Origin of the sequence: Pseudomonas taiwanensis, from assembly GCF_013393345.1 — a bacterium.
Lineage (GTDB): Bacteria > Pseudomonadota > Gammaproteobacteria > Pseudomonadales > Pseudomonadaceae > Metapseudomonas > Metapseudomonas resinovorans_C.
Map to the genome: position 1 here is coordinate 137,289 of NZ_QJRF01000064.1, position 20,478 is coordinate 157,766.

A 20,478-nucleotide genomic window follows, 5' to 3' on the forward strand; every position below is an offset into this window, starting at 1 on the left:
ATCAGCCGTGGCTGTTGGCATCTCATCAAGGCAAGGGCGGTTCATTCGCCAATGGAACTGGCCGCGAGCCAGCCTGTCACCGCCCTCACCCCAACCCTCTCCCAAAGGGAGAGGGGGCAGACTGTGCCATTCGGACAGTTGTTTGCTTTTCCTGTGGGGGCGATTTCAATCGCGAAGCAGGACGCAGTCCTGCCCCGAAAGCGAATCCATTCGCGATTGACGCCCCCCACAATTGGCCAGGGCGGTGCTTACCCCGCCATGGACAGCCGGTTGCGACCTTCGCGCTTGGCCACATACAGGGCATTGTCCGCACGGCGCAGCAGGCTTTCCACCGATTCCGCCGGCAGCAAGGTGGCGCAACCCAGGCTGATGGACAGGTCCAGCGGGTGACCCTGAACCACGCATTGCAGCTCGAGGATGCCCATGCGCAGGCGTTCGCCCACCATGGCCGCTGCGTCGCGGCAGGTGCCGGAGAGCAATACGAGGAATTCCTCGCCACCGAAGCGGAACACCATGTCGACGTTGCGCAGGCGCGATTTGAGCGTGTTGGCCACCGCTTTCAACACTTCGTCGCCGGTGCCATGACCGTGCTCGTCGTTGATGCGCTTGAAGTGGTCGATGTCCAGCATCAGCACCGACAACGGCTGTAGGTTTCGACGAGCCAGGTCCACTTCGCGCTGCAGGGTTTGCTCCATGGCGACTCGATTTCCGGTATCGGTCAGCGGATCGCGCAGGGCGCTCTGGAGTGCGGCCCGATAGAGCAGCGCATTGCGCAGCGGGAAGAGCAGGGTGGATAGCAGGGATTCGAGCTGATTGAGTTCGTGTTCGTCGAAGCGCAGGTTGCGGCGGAAGATCAACTCGCCCAGGTACTCGCCCTCGTGGGTCAGGCGATAGCCCGCTGAGTGGCTGGAGCGACTGCCAAACTCCAGGCGCAGATCGCTGCTCTGATGCTGGTAGGCCAGGGCGTCGAGAGGGACGAGGCGCTGCAGTTCGCTGAAGAACAGGCTGACGATGCGTTCCACCTCCAGACTGGTCTGCAATTGCAGGCTCAGCTGGCGACGCAGTTCGGCCAGGCTGAGTGGCCGCAGCTTGGGCTGGCGCTTTCCGGAGAAGCCGAGGCGCTGCAGTTTCGCGGCATCGAAATCGATGGTGTTGGATTGGGAGGGAGGAACCATTGAGTTGAACCTCTGACGCACTATGCGACGACACCAGGGGGTAGAGCTATTTTCGTGCCAGGAGCTTTTTGGCAGTAAAAATTGCTTTAGTTTCAGGTGTTTAGCTGTTTACTGCCATGTCGTGCGGCAAGCCGTTGCCGGCTTACTGGCGAAATCATGGCAATGTGATGCCGGTCACAGGGAAGAGCCGCCGGGAATCTGGCGGAGGCTGCGGCGGTCGAATGACCGCCGCGGAGGGAAGTCATTGCGCGTCGAAAGCCTGGCCGTTAACACCAGCGCTATCTGGCCCCATGAGATAGAGGTAGACAGGCATGATTTCGGTGGGTTCCGGATTGTTGTCAGGATTTTCGCCGGGATAGGCCTGGGCGCGCATGTCGGTCCGGGTCGCGCCGGGGTTGACGCTGTTGGAGCGTACGCTGGCAATGCCGTCCACTTCATCAGCCAGGACCTGCATCAGGCCCTCGGTGGCGAACTTGGAGACCGCATAGGCGCCCCAGTAAGCGCGTCCCTTGCGGCCAACGCTGCTGGAGGTGAAGACCACCGAGGCGTCCTTGGACAGCTTCAGCAGCGGCAGCAGGGTGCTGGTCAGCATGAACATGGCGTTGACGTTGACCTGCATGACGCGCATGAAGTTGTCGCCCGAGAGCTGCTCGATGGGCGTGCGCGGGCCGAGGATCGAGGCGTTGTGGAGAATGCCATCGATGCGGCCGAATTCCGTTTCCAGGGTCGCCGCCAGCTCGTCGTACTGGTGCGGCTGGGCGGTTTCCAGGTTGAAAGGAATCACAGCAGGTTGCGGGTGGCCGGCGGCTTCGATTTCGTCGTACACCGCGTTCAGGTTGGCTTCGGTCTTGCCCAGCAGGAGCACGGTGGCGCCGTGGGCGGCAAAGGTCTTGGCGGCGGCGGCGCCGATGCCACGACCGGCACCGGTGATCAGGATGACCCGGTCCTTGAGCAGATCGGGGCGGGCGGAATACTGGAACATGTGAATCTCCTTCGGGGCGCTGCCGGTTTCAGCAGCTGCACAGCGCGCGGTCGAGCACAGCGCGCAGTTCGAGCGGATGGTGGACCACGACGTCGGCACCCCAGTGCGCGGGGTTGTCGTTCGGGTGGATGTAGCCATAGCTGACCGCGGCGGTGCGGGTGCCGGCGGCACGGCCGGATTCGATGTCGCGCAGGTCGTCACCAACGAAGAGCACGCTGGCCGGGTCCAGGTTCAGCTTGCTGCAGGCGAGCAGCAGCATTTCCGGGTCCGGCTTGCTGTTCTTCACGTGGTCGGGGCAGATCAGCACGGCGGAGCGTCCGGCCAGGCCGAGTTGCTCCATGATGGGTTCGGCGAATCGCACCGGCTTGTTGGTCACCACGCCCCAGATCAGCTTGGCCTGTTCGATGTCCGACAGAAGTTCGTCGATGCCATCGAACGGGCGGGTGAGCACGGCGCAATGCTGCTGGTAGCGCTCCAGGAATTCCAGGCGCAGGGGCTCGAACTCCGGCGCTTCCGGGTCCATCTGGAAGGCGCAGGCCACCATGGCGCGGGCGCCACCGGAGATCACGTCGCGAATCGCCTTCTCGTCCCTGGGCGGCAGGCCGCGTTCGGTGAGCATGGCCTGGCAGATGGCAATGAAGTCCGGCGCCGAGTCGAGCAGGGTGCCGTCCATATCGAAAAGTACCGCTTGAAGGCGCATGCCGGTCATTCCTCGCGCAGGGTCTGGATCATGTAGTTGACGTCGACGTCTGCTTCCAGCTTGTAGTGCTTGGTCAGCGGGTTGTAGGTCAGGCCGATGATGTCCTTCACCGAAAGACCGGCGACGCGGCTCCAGGCACCGAGCTCGGACGGGCGGATGAATTTCTTGAAATCGTGGGTGCCGCGCGGCAGGAGGCGCATGACGTACTCGGCGCCGACGATGGCGAAGAGGTAGGCCTTGGGATTGCGGTTGATGGTGGAGAAGAACACCTGTCCGCCCGGCTTGACCAGGGTGTAGCAGGCGCGGATCACCGAGGCCGGGTCCGGCACGTGCTCGAGCATTTCCATGCAGGTGACCACGTCGAACTGGCCGGGCATCTCGGCGGCCAGGGCTTCGGCGGTGATGCGGCGGTATTCCACCGGTACGCCGGATTCCAGCTGGTGCAGCTGAGCGACCGCCAGCGGCGCTTCACCCATGTCGATGCCGGTCACAGTGGCGCCGCGCTGGGCCATGGATTCACTGAGGATGCCGCCGCCGCAGCCGACGTCCAGCACTTTCTTGCCGGCCAGCTTGACGCGTTCGTCAATCCAGTTGACCCGCAGGGGGTTGATGTCGTGCAGGGGTTTGAACTCGCTCTCGCGGTCCCACCAGCGGTGGGCGAGGGCCTCGAACTTGGCGATTTCGACGTGATCGACGTTGGTCATGGGATGTCCTCGAAACAGAATTCAGCGGCCGGCGATGCGTTCGCCCCAGGCGCGGGCAGTGGCGCCCAGGCGCTCTTCGTCCAGGCGCGTCAGGCGGCCGTCGTCCAGCAGTTGCCTGCCGTCGACCCAGAGGTGCCGCACCGAATCGCGCCCGGTGGCATAGATAAGTTGGGAAACCGGGTCGTAGACCGGTTGCTGGGCCAGGCCGGAAAGGTCGAAGGCCACCAGATCGGCGGCCTTGCCCACTTCCAGGGAGCCGGTGTCTTGGTCGATCCCGAGGGCCCGGGCGCCGTTCAGGGTGGCCATGCGCAGTGCGCGATGGGCATCCAGGGCGCTGGCCGAACCGGCTACCGCCTTGGCCAGCAGCGCGGCCGTACGGGTTTCGCCGAGCAGGTCCAGGTCATTGTTGCTGGCCGCGCCATCGGTGCCGACGGCGACGTTCACGCCGGCCTGCCACAGGCGTTCGACCGGGCAGAAGCCGCTGGCCAGCTTGAGGTTGGATTCAGGGCAGTGGATCACGTTGCTGTTGCTCTCCACCAGTTGGGCCAGGTCGGCATCGTCCACCTGGGTCATATGCACCGCCTGGAAGCGCGGTCCCAGCAAGCCGAGGCGCGAGAGGCGGGCCATGGGGCGCTCGCCGCGCTGTTCCAGGCTCTGCTGGACCTCGAAGGCGGTTTCCTGGACGTGCATATGAATGCCAGCGTCCAGTTCCTCTGCCAGCACGCGGATGCTCTCCAGCTTGTCATCGCTGACGCTGTAGGGTGCGTGGGGGCCGAATGCGACCTTGATGCGCGGGTGGTGCTTGAGGTCGCTGAACAGCTCGATGCCGCGGCGAATGGCCTCGGCGGAGTCGGCGGCGCCGGGAATCGGGAAATCCAGCACCGGAATCGCCAGTTGCGCCTTGATGCCAGCGGTGTGGATAACGGCGCTGGACTGGGCCGGGAAGAAATACATGTCGGAGAAGCAGCTGATGCCGCCCTTGATCTGCTCGGCTACCGCCAATTCGGTGCCGTCGCGGACGAAAGTCTCATCGACCCACTTGGCCTCGGCAGGCCAGATGTGTTCCTGTAGCCAGATCATCAGCGGCAGATCGTCGGCCAGTCCGCGGAACAGGGTCATTGCTGCGTGGCCGTGAGCGTTGATCAGGCCGGGGGCCAACAACATGCCCGGCAGTTCACGACGCTCGCGAGCCTCGGCGCGCAGTGCCACGTCCCGAGGGGCGAGCAGGGCGATGCGGCCGTCGCGGATGCCTAGCGCGTGATCCCGCAGCACCACGCCGGCGGGTTCTACCGGGACGATCCAGGACGGGAGCAGGAGCAGGTCGAGCGGGGCATTGGCACTGGGCATGGAGGCGCATCCTGGGCGCAAATCGAAGTGGCGGCAGTATACCCGAGCCAGAAGACCTCCGGCTCGCTATAATCTGCGGTTTTTCCGCGAGTTACGGGTGGCGAGGTGGTCGATGCGTGAACAACTGTTAGCAGCCGAGAAGGTCAAGGCGATCGACTGGCGTGACGGCGTACTTCATTTGCTCGACCAGCGCGCGCTGCCTGCCGAGGAAGTCTGGCTGTCCTACGATTCCGCCGAAGGCGTGGCTCAGGCCATTCGCCAGATGGTGGTGCGCGGTGCGCCAGCTATCGGCATCAGTGCCGCCTACGGTGTGGTATTGGGCGCCCGGGCACGTATTGCCGCCGGCGGCGACTGGCGCGCCGCTCTGGAAGCGGACTTCAAGGTGCTGTCCGAATCGCGACCGACGGCGGTCAACCTGTTCTGGGCGCTGAATCGCATGCGCGAGCGTCTGGCTCGCGTGCGGGATGGCGAAACCCCGCTGCAGGCGCTGGAGGCCGAGGCCGTTTCCATCCACCTGAGTGATCGCGAAGCCAACCTGACCATGGCCCAGTTGGGCATGGAGCTGATTCGCAAGCATCAGGGCAGCCCGCAGGCGCTGCTGACCCACTGCAACACCGGCGCCCTGGCGACCGGCGGTTTCGGCACCGCCCTCGGGGTGATCCGCGCCGCCCACCTGGATGGCCTGGTGGAGCGCGTCTATGCCGACGAAACCCGTCCCTGGCTGCAGGGGGCACGCCTGACCGCCTGGGAATTGGCCAACGAAGGTGTGCCGGTGAGCCTCAATGCCGACGCCGCTGCGGCCCACCTGATGAAAACCGCAGGAATCACCTGGGTGATTGTCGGGGCTGACCGCATCACTGCCAATGGCGATGTGGCCAACAAGATCGGCACCTATCAGCTGGCGGTCAACGCCATGCACCACGGCGTGCGCTTCATGGTGGTAGCGCCCAGTTCCACCATCGACATGTCCCTGGAAAGCGGTGACGACATTCCGATCGAAGAGCGAGATGGTTCCGAATTGCTGGACCTGGGTGGTCGTCGTGTTGCAGCCGAGGTCCATGCGGTCAATCCGGTGTTCGATGTGACTCCAGCGGATCTGATCGACGCCATCGTGACCGAGAAGGGTGTAGTCGAGCGCCCTGACGCCGCCAAGATGGCCCAGTTGATGTGTCGCAAGCGCCTTCATTAAAGCGCTGGTGCGGCGTTTTCACCCTGCCGGTCGGCCGCCCGGCGGGGTAGGTGCAAGGCAGTGACTGTGATAAGCTCCGGCAGTTATTGCCGCCCCTCTGTTGAGGCGGCCCAATTGCACAGATCCTTGGCTTAACTCGTTGATTTGTCGTGAGTCGCTGCAGCATCTGGCCGCAGTGACGAGCTTCGCGCCGCTCAGGACGAGAGGGGCGGAGTTTCATCAGAAAAAGGAACCAGGCTTCTCATGGGCGAACTGGCCAAAGAAATCCTCCCGGTCAATATCGAAGACGAGCTGAAACAGTCCTACCTCGACTACGCGATGAGCGTGATCGTCGGGCGCGCCTTGCCGGATGCGCGCGACGGCCTGAAGCCAGTGCACCGTCGCGTTCTCTACGCGATGAGCGAGCTTGGCAACGACTGGAACAAGCCCTACAAGAAGTCCGCCCGTGTGGTGGGTGACGTGATCGGTAAGTACCACCCGCACGGTGATACCGCGGTCTACGACACCATCGTGCGTATGGCCCAGCCCTTCTCGCTGCGCTACATGCTGGTAGACGGCCAAGGTAACTTCGGTTCGGTGGACGGCGACAACGCCGCGGCCATGCGATACACCGAAGTGCGCATGTCCAAGCTGGCCCACGAGCTGCTGGCTGACCTGGACAAGGAAACCGTGGACTGGGTGCCCAACTACGACGGCACCGAACAGATTCCCGCGGTCATGCCGACCAAGATCCCCAACCTGCTGGTCAACGGTTCCAGCGGTATCGCCGTGGGCATGGCGACCAACATCCCGCCGCACAACCTCAGTGAAGTCATTGACGGCTGCCTGGCGCTGATGGACAACGGCGACCTCACGGTCGACGAGCTGATGCAGTACATCCCGGGTCCGGACTTCCCGACTGCGGGCATCATCAACGGTCGCGCCGGCATCATCGAGGCGTACCGTACCGGTCGTGGTCGCATCTATATACGCGCCCGTGCCGAAATCGAAGACATGGAAAAGGGCGGTGGTCGCCAGCAGATCATCGTCACCGAGCTTCCCTACCAGCTGAACAAGGCGCGTCTGATCGAGAAGATCGCCGAGCTGGTGAAAGAGAAGAAGATCGAAGGCATCACCGAACTGCGTGACGAGTCCGACAAGGACGGCATGCGCGTCGTGATCGAGCTGCGTCGTGGCGAAGTGGGCGAGGTGGTGCTGAACAACCTCTATTCCCAGACCCAGATGCAGAGCGTCTTCGGTATCAACGTCGTGGCCCTGGTCGATGGCCAGCCGCGCACGCTGAACCTGAAGGACATGCTCGAAGTGTTCATCCGTCACCGCCGCGAAGTGGTGACCCGCCGTACCGTCTACGAGCTGCGCAAGGCCCGTGAGCGTGGCCACATCCTCGAAGGCCAGGCCGTAGCCCTGTCGAACATCGACCCGGTGATCGAGCTGATCAAAGCCTCGCCGACTCCGGCCGAGGCCAAGGAACGCCTGATCGCCACCGCCTGGGAATCCAGCGCCGTGGAAGCCATGGTCGAACGCGCCGGTGCCGACTCCTGCCGTCCGGAAGACCTGGACCCGCAGTACGGCCTGCGCGAAGGCAAGTACTACCTGTCCCCGGAACAGGCCCAGGCCATCCTGGAACTGCGCCTGCACCGCCTGACCGGCCTGGAGCACGAAAAGCTGCTGGCCGAGTACCAGGAAATCCTCACCCTGATCGGTGAGCTGATCCGCATCCTCACCAGCCCCGAGCGCCTGATGGAAGTCATCCGCGAGGAGCTGGAAAAGGTGAAAGCCGAGTTCGGCGACGCCCGCCGCACCGAGATCGTCGCGTCCCAGGTGGACCTGACCATCGCCGACCTGATCACTGAAGAAGAGCGCGTCGTCACCATCTCCCACGGCGGCTACGCCAAGTCCCAGCCGCTGGCCGCCTACCAGGCACAGCGTCGTGGCGGCAAGGGCAAGTCGGCCACCGGCGTGAAGGACGAGGACTACGTCGAACACCTGTTGGTCGCCAACAGCCACGCCACGCTCCTGCTGTTCTCCAGCAAGGGCAAGGTCTACTGGCTGCGCACCTTCGAAATCCCGGAAGCCTCGCGCACCGCGCGTGGCCGTCCGCTGGTCAACCTGCTGCCGCTGGATGAGGGCGAGCGCATCACCGCGATGCTCCAGATCGACCTGGAAGCCCTGCAGCGCGAAGCGGGTGACGAGGAAGACCTCGACGAGGCCGAGGGCGTTGTGCTCGAAGGCGAGGTAGTGGAGCCTGAGGTCGAAGAGATCGAAGGCGATACCCCTGAGCTGGTCGCCGAACCCACCGGTGCCTACATCTTCATGGCGACCGCTTTCGGTACCGTGAAGAAGACCCCGCTGATTCAGTTCAGCAAGCCTCGCTCCAGTGGCCTGATCGCCCTGCGTCTGGACGAAGGTGACACCCTGATCGCTGCCGCGATTACCGACGGCGCCAAGGAAGTCATGCTGTTCTCCAGCGCCGGCAAGGTGATTCGCTTCGCCGAGAGCATGGTGCGCACCATGGGCCGTACTGCACGTGGCGTGCGTGGCATGCGCCTGGGCAAGGAGCAGCAGCTGATTTCCATGCTGATCCCCGAATCCGGCGCGCAGATCCTCACCGCATCGGAGCGTGGCTTCGGCAAGCGCACTGGTCTCGGCAAGTTCCCGCGTCGTGGGCGCGGTGGCCAGGGTGTGATCGCCATGGTCATCAACGAGCGTAACGGCAAGCTGGTCGGTGCCATCCAGGTGCAGGACGGCGAGGAAATCATGCTGATTTCCGACCAGGGCACCCTGGTACGTACCCGCGTCGACGAAGTCTCCAGCTCCGGCCGTAACACCCAGGGCGTGACCTTGATCAAACTGGCCAAGGACGAAACCCTGGTCGGTCTGGAACGCGTCCAGGAGCCGTCCGGCGGCGACGAGGATGAAGAGCCGGAAGGCGAAGTGCAGATCGACGCCGTAGCCGATGCCGAAGCGAGCGACGTTCAGCAGGACGACGCGCAACCGGCTGGCGACGAGTAATAGTTGTTAGAACCGGGCAGGCCATCGCCGGCCTGTCCATTCGGTAGGTAACAATTTGTGGGGGCACTGGTGCCCCCGCGCTACCCAGTGAGAATGGATGTGAGCAAGCGAGCCTTTAACTTCTGCGCCGGCCCGGCCGCGCTTCCGGAAGCTGTTCTGCAACGCGCCCAGGCGGAACTCCTCGACTGGCAGGGCAAAGGCCTGTCCGTCATGGAAATGAGCCACCGCAGCGACGAGTACGTTGCCATTGCCGAGAAGGCCGAGCAGGACCTGCGCGACCTTCTGTCCATTCCCTCCAACTACAAGGTGCTGTTCCTCCAGGGCGGCGCCAGCCAGCAGTTCGCGGAAATCCCGCTGAACCTGCTGCCCGAGAACGGCGTCGCCGACTACGTCGACACCGGCATCTGGTCGAAGAAGAGCATCGAGGAAGCCAGCCGCTTTGGTCGCGTCAACGTCGCCGCCAGCGCCAAGGGCTACGACTACTTCGCCATCCCCGGCCAGAACGAATGGCAGCTGTCGAAAGACGCCGCCTACCTGCACTACGCCTCCAACGAAACCATTGGCGGCCTGCAGTTCGACTGGATTCCGGAAGTCGGTGACGTACCCCTCGTGGTGGACATGTCTTCGGACATCCTCTCCCGCCCGATCGATATCTCCCGCTTCGGCATGATCTACGCCGGCGCGCAGAAGAACATCGGCCCGAGCGGCCTGGTGGTGGTCATCGTCCGCGAGGACCTGCTCGGTCGCGCTCGCGCCAACTGCCCGACCATGCTCAACTACAAGGTCGCCGCCGATAACGGCTCCATGTACAACACCCCGGCCACCTTCTCCTGGTACCTCTCGGGCCTCGTCTTCGAGTGGCTGAAAGAGCAGGGCGGTGTCGAGGCCATGGAGCAACGCAACAAGGCGAAGAAGGAACTCCTCTACGGCTACATCGACAAGAGCGCCTTCTACACCAACCCGATCGCCGTGAACGCCCGCTCCTGGATGAACGTTCCGTTCCGCCTGGCTGACGAGCGCCTGGACAAGGACTTCCTCGCTGGCGCCGACGCCCGTGGCCTGCTCAACCTCATGGGCCACCGTTCGGTAGGCGGTATGCGCGCGTCCATCTACAACGCCGTTGGCCTCGATGCCGTCGAAGCCCTGGTGGCCTACATGGCGGAGTTCGAGAAGGAGCGCGGCTGATGTCCGAGCAAGAACTCAAAGCGCTACGCCTGCGCATCGACAGCCTCGACGAGAAGATCCTCGATCTGATCAGCGAGCGCGCTCGCTGCGCCCAGGACGTGGCGCGCGTGAAGATGGCTGCCCTGCCGGAAGGCGAGAAGCCGGTCTTCTACCGTCCCGAGCGCGAGGCCTGGGTCCTCAAGCACATCATGGACCGCAATCAGGGCCCGCTGGACAACGAAGAGATGGCGCGGTTGTTCCGCGAAATCATGTCCTCCTGCCTGGCCCTCGAGCAGCCGCTCAAGGTTGCCTACCTCGGTCCGGAAGGCACCTTCACCCAGGCTGCGGCGCTCAAGCACTTCGGCCACGCGGTGATCAGCTCGCCGATGGCTGCCATCGACGAAGTCTTCCGCGAAGTCGCCGCCGGTGCGGTCAACTTCGGCGTGGTGCCGGTGGAGAACTCCACCGAAGGCGCGGTGAACCACACCCTGGACAGCTTCCTCGAGCACGACATGGTGATCTGCGGTGAGGTCGAGCTGCGCATCCACCACCACCTGCTGGTGGGCGAGAACACCAAGACCGACAACATCACCCGCATCTATTCCCATGCCCAGTCCCTGGCCCAGTGCCGCAAGTGGCTGGACGCCCACTACCCGAATGTCGAGCGCGTGGCGGTGTCCAGCAACGCCGACGCCGCCAAGCGGGTGAAGAGCGAGTGGAACTCCGCGGCCATCGCCGGTGACATGGCGGCCAGCCTCTACGGCCTGACCAAGCTCTGCGAGAAGATCGAGGACCGTCCGGACAACTCCACGCGCTTCCTCATCATCGGCAGCCAGGAAGTGCCGCCCACCGGCGACGACAAGACTTCGATCATCGTCTCCATGCGCAACAAGCCGGGCGCCCTGCATGAACTCCTGGTTCCGTTCCACAACAACGGTATCGACCTGACCCGCATCGAGACCCGCCCGTCCCGCAGCGGCAAGTGGACCTACGTGTTCTTCATCGACTTCGTAGGCCACCACCGCGACCCGCTGATCAAGGACGTGCTGGAGAAGATCAACCAGGAAGCCGTTGCCCTGAAGGTGCTGGGTTCCTACCCCAAAGCGGTGCTTTGAATTCGCGACGGGCCGTCGCGCTCCAGCCTGGGTTGGGGCGCGCCACGGCGGCCCCTAGCCCGTAGTTGAGGCTGAATCCATGAGCTGTGACTTCCTCGCCCTTGCCCAACCGGGCGTGCAGAAACTTTCGCCCTACGTTCCCGGCAAGCCGGTGGATGAACTGGCCCGCGAGCTGGACCTCGACCCGGCCGGCATCGTCAAGCTGGCCAGTAACGAGAACCCCCTCGGCCCGAGCCCCAAGGCCCTCGAAGCGATCCGCAACGAGCTGGCCGAACTGACCCGCTACCCGGATGGCAACGGCTTCGAGCTCAAGCGCCGCCTGGCCGAGCGCTGCGGCGTGACCCCGACGCAGGTCACCCTGGGCAACGGTTCCAACGACATTCTCGACCTGGTCGCCCGTGCCTATCTGGCGCCGGGCCTGAATGCCGTGTTCAGCGAGCACGCCTTCGCCGTGTACCCCATCGCGACCCAGGCCGTGGGCGCTGCCGGCAAGGTGGTTCCGGCCAAGGACTTCGGCCATGACCTGCCGGCCATGCTGGCGGCCATCGACGCCAACACCCGCGTCGTGTTCATCGCCAACCCGAACAACCCTACCGGCACCTGGTTCGGTCCGGCCGCGCTGGAAGACTTCCTCGCCAAGGTCCCGGAAAGTGTCCTGGTGGTGCTGGACGAGGCCTACATCGAGTACGCCGAAGGCGAAGAACTGCCCGACGGCCTTAACTATCTGGCCCGTTATCCGAACCTGCTCGTGTCGCGCACCTTCTCCAAGGCCTACGGCCTGGCTTCGCTGCGTGTGGGCTACGGCCTGTCCAGCGCCCAGGTTGCCGACGTGCTGAACCGCGTGCGCCAGCCGTTCAACGTCAACAGCCTGGCCTTGGCCGCCGCCTGCGCCGCCCTTGACGACGCCGAGTACCTGGCCGAAAGCCGCCGCGTCAACGATGCCGGCATGATCCAGCTGGAAGAGGGCTTCCGCGCCCTGGGCCTGAGCTGGATTCCCTCCAAGGGCAACTTCATCGCCGTCGACTTCGGCCGTGACGCCGCCCCGATCAACCAGGGCCTGTTGCGTGAAGGCGTGATCCTGCGCCCAGTGGCCGGCTACGGCATGCCCACGTTCCTGCGTGTCTCCATCGGCCTGCCGGCCGAGAACACCCGCTGCCTGGAAGCACTGGCCAAGGTGCTTGGCCGTGGCTGATGTCATGACCCTGCAACAGGGCGCCCCTATCTTCGGGCGCCTGGTGGTGATCGGCCTCGGCCTGATTGGCGGCTCCTTCTCCAAGGGGCTGCGCGAGAAAGGCCTGTTCGCTGAAGTGGTAGGGGTGGACAAGGATCACGAGTCCTGCCGCATCGCCGTCGAAACCGGCGTGGTCGACCGCTGCGAGAGTGACCTCGCTGCGGCCTGCCGCGGTGCCGATGTGATCCAGCTGGCCGTACCCATCCTCGCCATGGAAAAGCTCCTCGCCGAACTGGCCCGACTGGACCTGGGCAATGCCATCCTCACCGATGTCGGCAGCGCCAAGGGCAATGTGGTGCGCGCGGCGCGCAAGGTCTTCGACGGCATGCCGGCGCGCTTCGTGCCGGGTCATCCCATCGCCGGCTCGGAGAAGAGCGGGGTGGAAGCTGCCAACGCCAGCCTGTTCCGCCGCCACAAGGTCATCCTCACCCCGGTGGAAAACACCGATCCGTCGGCCCTGCAGCGCATCGATCAGCTCTGGCGCGCCCTGGGAGCGGACGTTGAACACATGGAGGTCGAGCATCACGATGAGGTGCTCGCCGCGACCAGCCACCTGCCGCACCTGCTGGCATTCGGACTGGTCGACTCGCTCGCCAAGCGCAGCGAGAATCTGGAAATCTTCCGTTATGCCGCTGGTGGATTCCGCGACTTCACGCGGATCGCCGGTAGCGACCCGGTGATGTGGCACGACATCTTCCTCGCCAACCGCGAGGCCGTGCTGCGCATCCTGGACGCATTTCGCGATGACCTCGACGCCTTGCGCGGCGCGGTCGACGCAGGGGACGGGCATGAACTGCTGGGCGTGTTCACGCGCGCCCGCTTCGCCCGCGAGCATTTCAGCAAAATCCTGGCCCGCAGGGCCTATGTGGACGCCATGCACAATAACGATCTGATTTACCTGGCGCAGCCGGGTGGCAAACTCGCCGGCCGTGTTCGCGTACCGGGCGACAAGTCCATTTCCCACCGTTCCATCATGCTCGGCTCCCTGGCCGAAGGCACCACCGAGGTCGAAGGCTTCCTCGAGGGCGAAGACGCCCTGGCGACCCTGCAGGCCTTCCGCGACATGGGCGTGGTCATCGAAGGGCCGCACCACGGCCGCGTGACCATCCACGGCGTTGGCCTGCACGGCCTGAAGCCGCCGCCCGGCCCGCTGTACCTCGGCAACTCCGGTACCTCCATGCGCCTGCTCAGCGGCCTGCTGGCGGCCCAGCCGTTCGACACCACGCTGACCGGCGACGCCTCGCTGTCCAAGCGCCCGATGAACCGCGTGGCCAAGCCGCTGCGTGAAATGGGCGCGGTGATCGAGACCGGTGAAGAAGGTCGTCCGCCGCTGACCATCCGTGGCGGCCAGCGCCTGTCCGGCATGAACTACGAGATGCCCATGGCCAGCGCCCAGGTGAAATCCTGCCTGCTGCTCGCCGGCCTCTACGCCGCCGGTGAAACCGCCGTGACCGAGCCAGCGCCGACCCGCGACCATACCGAGCGCATGCTGCAAGGCTTCGGCTACCCGGTGAAGGTGGACGGCAACACCGCCACCGTCGAAAGCGGCCACAAACTCAGTGCTTCCCGCATCGAAGTGCCTGCCGATATCTCCTCCGCCGCCTTCTTCCTGGTGGCTGCGAGCATCGCCGAAGGCTCCGAACTGGTGCTGGAACACGTCGGCATCAACCCGACCCGTACCGGCGTGATCGACATCCTCAAGCTGATGGGCGGCGACATCACCCTGGAAAACCAGCGTGAAGTGGGTGGCGAGCCGGTTGCCGACCTCCGCGTGCGTGCGGCCAAGCTGAAGGGCATCGACATCCCCGAAGACCTGGTGCCGCTGGCCATCGACGAGTTCCCGGTCCTCTTCGTCGCTGCCGCTTGCGCCGAAGGTCGCACCGTGCTGCGTGGCGCGGAAGAGCTGCGCGTGAAGGAATCCGATCGCATCCAGGTCATGGCCGATGGCCTGCTGGCCCTGGGCGTGAAGGCCGAGCCGACTCCGGACGGCATCATCATTGAAGGCGGTCCCATCGGCGGCGGCGAAGTCTGGAGCCACGGCGACCACCGTATCGCCATGTCCTTCAGCGTGGCCTCGCTGCGTGCCAACGCGCCGATCCGCATCCATGACTGCGCCAACGTCGCCACGTCGTTCCCGAACTTCCTCGGCCTCGCGGCCCAGTCCGGCATTCGTGTAGCGGAAGAGGGCAAGGCATGAACGCCAACGTGCCCGTGATCGCCATCGACGGACCCAGCGGTTCCGGCAAGGGCACCGTCGCCGGCCTGCTGGCCAAGCGTTTGGGCTGGCGTCTGCTCGACTCCGGCGCGCTGTATCGCCTGCTGGCCTTCGCCGCGCGCAACCACGGCGTCGACCTGACCAACGAGGAATCCCTCAAGGTCCTGGCCGCTCACCTGGACGTGCAGTTCAACGCCAAGGCCGGTGGTGGCCAGAGCATCGTGCTGGAAGGTGAAGACGTCACCGACGTGATCCGCTCCGAGCAGGTTGGTGCCGGCGCCTCCCAGGTCGCCGCGCTGCCCGCTGTGCGCGAAGCCCTGCTGCAACGCCAACGTGCCTTCCTGGAAGCCCCAGGCCTGGTGGCCGATGGCCGCGACATGGGCACCGTGGTGTTCCCGCAAGCGCAGCTGAAGATATTCCTTACCGCCAGCGCCGAAGAGCGTGCCCGCCGCCGCTACCTGCAGCTCAAGGGCAAGGGAATGGAAGCCGACCAGGCTGCACTGCTGACCGAGATCCAGGAACGCGACGAGCGTGACAGCCAGCGCTCGGTAGCTCCGCTGAAGCCGGCCGAAGATGCGATCATCCTCGACTCCACCAGCCTCAGCATCGACGAAGTCCAGAGCAAGATCCTCGAAGCCTTCGCCGCCCTCGGCCTGGACGACTGAGTCCCGGCCGCAACAGAAAAGCCGCAGTCACTGACTGCGGCTTTTTTGTTTGCGCGACCAGGCGCCACCTCACGTGTGGCGTATGTCCCGGTCCTTGGTCTCGGGCAGGAACAGCGTGCCGAGAATGGCCGTCATCACGGCGATGACGATGGGGTACCAGAGCCCGAAGTAGATATCACCCGTGGCCGCCACCATGGCGAACGACACCGTGGGCAGGAAGCCGCCGAACCAGCCGTTGCCGATGTGGTAGGGCAGGGACATCGAGGTGTAGCGGATGCGCGCCGGGAACAGCTCGACCAGCCAGGCTGCAATCGGGCCGTACACCATGGTCACGTAGATCACCAGGATGGTCAGGAGCAGCAGCACCATCAGGTAGTTGGTTTTCGCCGGGTCGGCCTTTTCCGGATAGCCCGCGTCCTTCAGCGCAGCGCCCAGGGTGGCGGTGAAGGCGTCGTTCTGGGTCTTGAAGTCAGCAGCCGGCATGCCGGTGCCTTCGAAGCTCGGCAGCACCTTGTCACCAATGCGGACCTGGGCAAGCGCGCCCGGCTCGGCTTTCTCGTTCTTGTAGGGAATGGCCTTCTTCGCCAGCAGGCTCTTGGCGATATCGCAGGAGCTGGTGAATTTGGCCTTGCCCACAGGGTCGAACTGGAACGAGCACTGGTCGGGATCGGCGACCACGGTGACCGGGTTCTTCTCCTGCGCAGCGAACACGTCAGGGTTACCGTACTGGGTCAGCGCGTGGAAGATCGGGAAATAGGTCAGCGCCGCGATGATGCAGCCCGCCATGATGATCTTCTTGCGGCCGATGCGATCCGACAGGCTGCCGAACAGGATGAAGAACGGCGTACCGATCAACAGCGAGCCGGCGATCAGCAGGTTCGCCGTCTGCGGGTCGATCTTGAGCATCTGCAGCAGGAAGAACAGCGCATAGAACTGCCCCGTGTACCAGACCACGGCCTGGCCGGCGGTGCCGCCGAGCAGCGACATGATCACCACCTTCAGGTTGTCCCAGCGGGCGAAGGACTCCGTCAGCGGCGCTTTGCACGCCTTGCCTTCGGCCTTCATCTTCACGAACACCGGGGACTCGCTGAGCTGCATGCGGATGTACACCGAGATGATCAGCAGCAGGATCGACAGCAGGAACGGAATCCGCCAGCCCCAGGCCTCGAAGTCTTCGGTGCCGAGGATGGTGCGGCAGGCGAGGATCACCAGCAGCGACAGGAACAGGCCCAGTGTCGCGGTGGTCTGGATCCAGGACGTGAAGAAACCACGTTTGCCCGGCGGGGCGTGTTCCGCCACATAGGTCGCCGCACCACCGTATTCGCCGCCCAGCGCCAGGCCTTGCAGCAGGCGCAGGGTGATCAGGATGATCGGCGCCGCCACACCGATGGTGGCGTAGCCGGGCAGGATGCCCACCACGGCGGTGGAGATACCCATGATCACGATGGTGATGAGGAAGGTGTACTTGCGCCCGATCATGTCGCCCAGCCGGCCGAACACGATGGCGCCGAACGGACGCACCGCGAAGCCTGCGGCGAAGGCGAGCAGGGCGAAGATGAAGGCCGTGGTTTCGTTGACGCCCGCGAAGAAGTGCTTTGCGATGATCGCGGCGAGCGAACCGTAGAGGTAGAAGTCGTACCACTCGAACACAGTACCCAGGGACGAAGCGAAGATGACCTTGCGCTCCTCCTTGGTTATCCCGCGGTGGGGCGTATTGCCCGTGGATGTTTCGTCTATTGTCGCCATGAGTCTTCTCCGTCTTGTTCTTTTTGTTGGCCGGAGTATCCAGAACCGCTGCCGCACTCAGGCCGTAGGGCTGATGCCATCGGATTACGGATTACGCAAAGCGTGAAAACAGACAGACAACCTCACAGAACATGCAAGGTTCTTGAGAAGAATAATCACCCTCTCGCAGATATCCACTCGCCGCCCCTATTGAGTTCGAGCACGAGAACCGGCGCATTGCCACCAGCCCTGCACACTTCCAGCCGACATCCAGAACGGTGCTGGCGCAGGGCTCAATGCAGATGACCGCAAAGCGCCGCGTGGTGTTCCCGGTTTTTTCGCGGATCACGATGCACCCCGCTGGTCAAACCCTGTGGGGGCGAATTCATTCGCTAGCGGCAACGCAGTTGCCCCACGGAAAGGTCGAGCCTGGGATTTCCGAACCACATGGGTTTCGTGCCTCAACCCATCCTACGAAAGGCACCTCGAGTCGGGTTCGGCTCATATTTGAAAATTCATATATTCGAAATTCCATATATGCGATCCTTCGGGCACGCAATCTGGTGAGCGCCATGACCGACCCTCTGACCCCGACCACCGTTTTCAAATGCCTGGCCGACGAGACCCGTGTTCGCCTGATGCTGCTCATCACCCGTGAGCAGGAGTTGTGCGTCTGCGAACTCACCTGCGCCCTGGATGAAAGCCAGCCGAAGATTTCCCGGCACCTGGCGCAACTGCGCACCTGTGGCTTGTTGGCGGATCGCCGTCAGGGGCAATGGGTGTACTACAGCCTGCATCCCAACCTTCCCGACTGGGTACATACGGTGCTGAGGACCGCGCTGGAGGCCAACACACATTGGCTGAGTCCCGATTCGAAGCGGCTGGATGGCATGGGCGGCCGTCCAGAGCGCGCCGCCGCCTGCTGCTGAGCGAACGCCAGAGCCCCCGTTCCATTTCATCCTGACAGTCTTACGAGAACACCAGCATGAGCATCAAAGTCGGTATCAATGGTTTCGGTCGTATCGGTCGCCTGGCGCTACGCGCCGCCTGGGACTGGCCCGAGATGGAATTCGTCCATATCAACGACACGGCCGGCGACGCCACCACCCACGCCCACCTGCTGAACTTCGATTCGGTGCACGGGCGCTGGCAGCACGAAGCGGGCAGTGATGGCGATTGCGTGGTGATCGGCGGCAAGCGCATCCGAGTGACCGCCAACAAGGCCATCGCCGACACCGACTGGAGCGGCTGCGACCTGGTGATCGAGGCCAGCGGCAAGATGAAGACGGTTGCCGTCCTTCAGGCCTACCTGGACCAGGGCGTGAAGCGCGTGGTCGTCTGCGCGCCGGTCAAGGAGAAGGGCGCGCTGAACGTCGTCATGGGCGTCAATCAGCACCTGCTCGACCCGGCGCAGCACCGCATCGTCACCGCCGCCTCCTGCACCACCAACTGCCTGGCCCCGGTGGTCAAGGTGATCCACGAGAACCTCGGCATTCGCCACGGCTCGATCACCACCATCCACGACCTGACCAATACGCAGAGCATCCTCGATACACCTCATAAGGACCTGCGCCGAGCCCGCGCCTCGGGCATGAGCCTGATTCCCACCACCACAGGTTCGGCCACCGCCATCGCCGAGATATTCCCCGAGCTGCGCGGCAAGCTGAATGGCCATGCCGTGCGCGTGCCGCTGGCCAATGCTTCGCTGACCGACTGCGTGTTCGAGGTGGAGCGCGCGACCACGGTAGAGGAGGTCAATGCACTGCTCAAGGCGGCAGCCGACGGCCCGCTGAAGAACATCCTGGGCTATGAAGAGCGGCCGCTGGTGTCCATCGACTACCGCACCGACCCGCGCTCCTCGATCATCGATGCGTTGTCGACCCTGGTGGTCAACAGCACTCAGGTGAAGCTCTACGCCTGGTACGACAACGAGTGGGGCTATGCCAATCGAGCGGCGGAGCTGGCCCGTCTGGTCGGCGCTGCGGAGTAACCAGAGATCATGCAGGCGTTGTCAGCCCTCTCCACGGAAGTGCGCCAGTACCTGTTGGTCACCGGCAATTACTGGGCCTTCACCCTCACTGACGGCGCGCTGCGCATGTTGGTGGTGCTGCACTTCCACACCCTGGGCTATACGCCGCTGCAGATCGCCGCGCTGTTCCTGTTCTACGAGATCTTCGGCGTGATCACCAACCTGGTGGGCGGCTACCTCGGCGCTCGCCTCGGGCTGAACCGCACCATGAACATCGGCTTGGGTATGCAGGTGCTGGCCTTGCTGATGCTGACGGTACCGGCCGCCTGGCTGACCGTGCCCTGGGTGATGGGCGCCCAGGCGTTGTCGGGCATCGCCAAGGACCTCAACAAGATGAGCGCCAAGAGCTCGATCAAGCTGCTGGTACCGGACAGCCAGCAGGGCACGCTGTACCGCTGGGTGGCCATCCTCACTGGCTCGAAGAATGCCCTGAAGGGCGTCGGCTTCTTCCTCGGCGGCGCGCTGCTCGCCTTGCTAGGTTTCACCGGGGCCGTGCTGGCGATGGCGGCGGTGCTGGCACTGATCTGGCTGGGCAGCCTGGTACTGCTGAAGAAGGATCTGGGCAAGGCCAAGGCGAAACCGAAGTTCCGCGACATGCTCTCCAAGAGCCGGGCGATCAACATCCTCTCGGCGGCGCGGCTGTTTCTCTTTGGCGCTCGCGACGTCTGGTTCGTGGTGGCGCTGCCGGTGTACCTGAGCACGGTACTCGGCTGGGATTTCTGGCTGGTCGGCGGCTTTCTTGCCGCCTGGATCATCGGTTACGGCATCGTGCAGTCCTTCGCCCCGCACATCACCGGCAAAAATACCGGGCATGTGCCGGATGGCCGCGTCGCCTTCACCTGGGCCCTGGCCTTGGCCGGGCTTCCCGCGCTGGTCGCCCTGGGGCTCACCGCCGGCTGGTCGGCGCAGGCGGTATTGCTCGGCGGGTTGATGCTGTTCGGCGTGCTGTTCGCGGTGAATTCGTCGCTGCACAGCTACCTGATCGTCAGCTATGCCAAGGAGGACGGGGTGTCCCTGGACGTGGGCTTCTACTACATGTCCAACGCGCTGGGCCGTCTGGTTGGCACGCTGCTCTCGGGCTGGGTGTTCCAGCAATACGGACTCGAGGCCTGCCTCTGGGTATCCAGTGGATTCGTGCTGCTGGCGGCGCTGATCTCCATCGCGCTGCCACGGCACCAGACGCCAGCCTCGTGAGGCTGGTGTCTACCACGCTCAAAATCAGAAC

At 64.2% G+C, this 20,478-nt stretch carries 16 protein-coding genes; 10 read left to right on the forward strand and 6 right to left on the reverse strand.

What is annotated here, in order from left to right; translation table 11 throughout:
• Positions 1–248 precede the first annotated feature (248 nt).
• The 5 genes from DM872_RS17640 to DM872_RS17660 form a co-directional block, all read right to left on the reverse strand.
• Positions 249–1,175, reverse strand: a complete 927-nt coding sequence (locus tag DM872_RS17640; RefSeq protein ID WP_179060680.1) for a GGDEF domain-containing protein — start codon at positions 1,173–1,175, stop codon at positions 249–251.
• A gap of 241 nt (positions 1,176–1,416) precedes the next feature.
• Positions 1,417–2,157 carry a YciK family oxidoreductase gene (locus DM872_RS17645; RefSeq protein ID WP_179060681.1) on the reverse strand — a complete coding sequence of 247 codons (741 nt, stop codon included), beginning with the start codon at positions 2,155–2,157 and terminating at the stop codon, positions 1,417–1,419.
• 28 nt (positions 2,158–2,185) lie between these two features.
• A complete protein-coding gene (gene mupP / locus DM872_RS17650; RefSeq protein ID WP_179060682.1) occupies positions 2,186–2,857 on the reverse strand; it encodes an N-acetylmuramic acid 6-phosphate phosphatase MupP in 672 nt (223 codons plus the stop codon).
• 5 nt (positions 2,858–2,862) lie between these two features.
• Positions 2,863–3,561, reverse strand: coding sequence for a bifunctional 2-polyprenyl-6-hydroxyphenol methylase/3-demethylubiquinol 3-O-methyltransferase UbiG (gene ubiG, locus DM872_RS17655; protein WP_179060683.1), 699 nt, complete (start codon positions 3,559–3,561; stop codon positions 2,863–2,865).
• Between the two features lie 21 nt (positions 3,562–3,582).
• Positions 3,583–4,908 (reverse strand): TRZ/ATZ family hydrolase, encoded by a 1,326-nt coding sequence (locus DM872_RS17660; protein ID WP_179060684.1) that lies wholly within the window; start codon positions 4,906–4,908, stop codon positions 3,583–3,585.
• Positions 4,909–5,020: 112 nt separating this feature from the next.
• Here DM872_RS17660 and mtnA point away from each other — a divergent pair, with 112 nt between their 5' ends.
• The 7 genes from mtnA (at position 5,021) to cmk (ending at position 15,499) form a co-directional block, all read left to right on the forward strand.
• Positions 5,021–6,097 (forward strand): S-methyl-5-thioribose-1-phosphate isomerase, encoded by a 1,077-nt coding sequence (gene mtnA, locus DM872_RS17665; protein WP_179060685.1) that lies wholly within the window; start codon positions 5,021–5,023, stop codon positions 6,095–6,097.
• 243 nt (positions 6,098–6,340) lie between these two features.
• A complete protein-coding gene (gene gyrA / locus DM872_RS17670; protein WP_179060686.1) occupies positions 6,341–9,109 on the forward strand; it encodes a DNA gyrase subunit A in 2,769 nt (922 codons plus the stop codon).
• A gap of 99 nt (positions 9,110–9,208) precedes the next feature.
• Complete coding sequence (gene serC / locus DM872_RS17675) at positions 9,209–10,294, forward strand: 3-phosphoserine/phosphohydroxythreonine transaminase (protein ID WP_179060687.1); 1,086 nt, start codon at positions 9,209–9,211, stop codon at positions 10,292–10,294.
• Complete coding sequence (gene pheA / locus DM872_RS17680) at positions 10,294–11,388, forward strand: prephenate dehydratase (RefSeq protein WP_120650016.1); 1,095 nt, start codon at positions 10,294–10,296, stop codon at positions 11,386–11,388. The genes serC and pheA overlap by 1 nt, the downstream gene beginning before the upstream one ends.
• Positions 11,389–11,467: 79 nt before the next feature.
• Entirely contained in the window at positions 11,468–12,580 is a 1,113-nt protein-coding gene (hisC, locus tag DM872_RS17685) for a histidinol-phosphate transaminase (RefSeq protein WP_179060688.1), read from the forward strand.
• A gap of 4 nt (positions 12,581–12,584) precedes the next feature.
• The gene (locus tag DM872_RS17690; protein WP_218649387.1) at positions 12,585–14,816 is read left to right on the forward strand and encodes a bifunctional prephenate dehydrogenase/3-phosphoshikimate 1-carboxyvinyltransferase; all 2,232 of its coding nucleotides are present in this window, start codon (positions 12,585–12,587) and stop codon (positions 14,814–14,816) included.
• On the forward strand, positions 14,813–15,499 hold the full coding sequence (gene cmk / locus DM872_RS17695) for a (d)CMP kinase (protein WP_179060690.1): 687 nt from the start codon (positions 14,813–14,815) through the stop codon (positions 15,497–15,499). The genes DM872_RS17690 and cmk overlap by 4 nt, the downstream gene beginning before the upstream one ends.
• A 69-nt stretch (positions 15,500–15,568) precedes the next feature.
• On the opposite strand, the gene DM872_RS17700 is transcribed toward cmk, so the two are convergent.
• A complete protein-coding gene (locus DM872_RS17700; protein WP_179060691.1) occupies positions 15,569–17,245 on the reverse strand; it encodes an MFS transporter in 1,677 nt (558 codons plus the stop codon).
• A gap of 551 nt (positions 17,246–17,796) precedes the next feature.
• Here DM872_RS17700 and DM872_RS17705 point away from each other — a divergent pair.
• The 3 genes from DM872_RS17705 to arsJ are packed head-to-tail and all read left to right on the forward strand — an operon-like array spanning position 17,797 to position 20,447.
• A complete protein-coding gene (locus tag DM872_RS17705) occupies positions 17,797–18,153 on the forward strand; it encodes a metalloregulator ArsR/SmtB family transcription factor (RefSeq protein ID WP_179060692.1) in 357 nt (118 codons plus the stop codon).
• Between the two features lie 56 nt (positions 18,154–18,209).
• Entirely contained in the window at positions 18,210–19,214 is a 1,005-nt protein-coding gene (locus DM872_RS17710) for an ArsJ-associated glyceraldehyde-3-phosphate dehydrogenase (RefSeq protein WP_179060693.1), read from the forward strand.
• Between the two features lie 9 nt (positions 19,215–19,223).
• Positions 19,224–20,447, forward strand: coding sequence for an organoarsenical effux MFS transporter ArsJ (arsJ, locus tag DM872_RS17715; protein WP_179060694.1), 1,224 nt, complete (start codon positions 19,224–19,226; stop codon positions 20,445–20,447).
• Positions 20,448–20,478: the final 31 nt, after the last annotated feature.

Coding starts and splice junctions, on each gene's coding strand:
- DM872_RS17700 (WP_179060691.1), bottom strand. CDS start 17,245: ATGGCGACAATAGACGAAACATCCACGGGCAATACGCCCCACCGCGGG.
- DM872_RS17645 (WP_179060681.1), bottom strand. CDS start 2,157: ATGTTCCAGTATTCCGCCCGCCCCGATCTGCTCAAGGACCGGGTCATC.
- mupP (WP_179060682.1), bottom strand. CDS start 2,857: ATGCGCCTTCAAGCGGTACTTTTCGATATGGACGGCACCCTGCTCGAC.
- cmk (WP_179060690.1), top strand. CDS start 14,813: ATGAACGCCAACGTGCCCGTGATCGCCATCGACGGACCCAGCGGTTCC.
- mtnA (WP_179060685.1), top strand. CDS start 5,021: ATGCGTGAACAACTGTTAGCAGCCGAGAAGGTCAAGGCGATCGACTGG.
- pheA (WP_120650016.1), top strand. CDS start 10,294: ATGTCCGAGCAAGAACTCAAAGCGCTACGCCTGCGCATCGACAGCCTC.
- hisC (WP_179060688.1), top strand. CDS start 11,468: ATGAGCTGTGACTTCCTCGCCCTTGCCCAACCGGGCGTGCAGAAACTT.
- DM872_RS17660 (WP_179060684.1), bottom strand. CDS start 4,908: ATGCCCAGTGCCAATGCCCCGCTCGACCTGCTCCTGCTCCCGTCCTGG.
- ubiG (WP_179060683.1), bottom strand. CDS start 3,561: ATGACCAACGTCGATCACGTCGAAATCGCCAAGTTCGAGGCCCTCGCC.
- DM872_RS17710 (WP_179060693.1), top strand. CDS start 18,210: ATGAGCATCAAAGTCGGTATCAATGGTTTCGGTCGTATCGGTCGCCTG.
- gyrA (WP_179060686.1), top strand. CDS start 6,341: ATGGGCGAACTGGCCAAAGAAATCCTCCCGGTCAATATCGAAGACGAG.
- DM872_RS17640 (WP_179060680.1), bottom strand. CDS start 1,175: ATGGTTCCTCCCTCCCAATCCAACACCATCGATTTCGATGCCGCGAAA.
- DM872_RS17690 (WP_218649387.1), top strand. CDS start 12,585: ATGACCCTGCAACAGGGCGCCCCTATCTTCGGGCGCCTGGTGGTGATC.
- DM872_RS17705 (WP_179060692.1), top strand. CDS start 17,797: ATGACCGACCCTCTGACCCCGACCACCGTTTTCAAATGCCTGGCCGAC.
- arsJ (WP_179060694.1), top strand. CDS start 19,224: ATGCAGGCGTTGTCAGCCCTCTCCACGGAAGTGCGCCAGTACCTGTTG.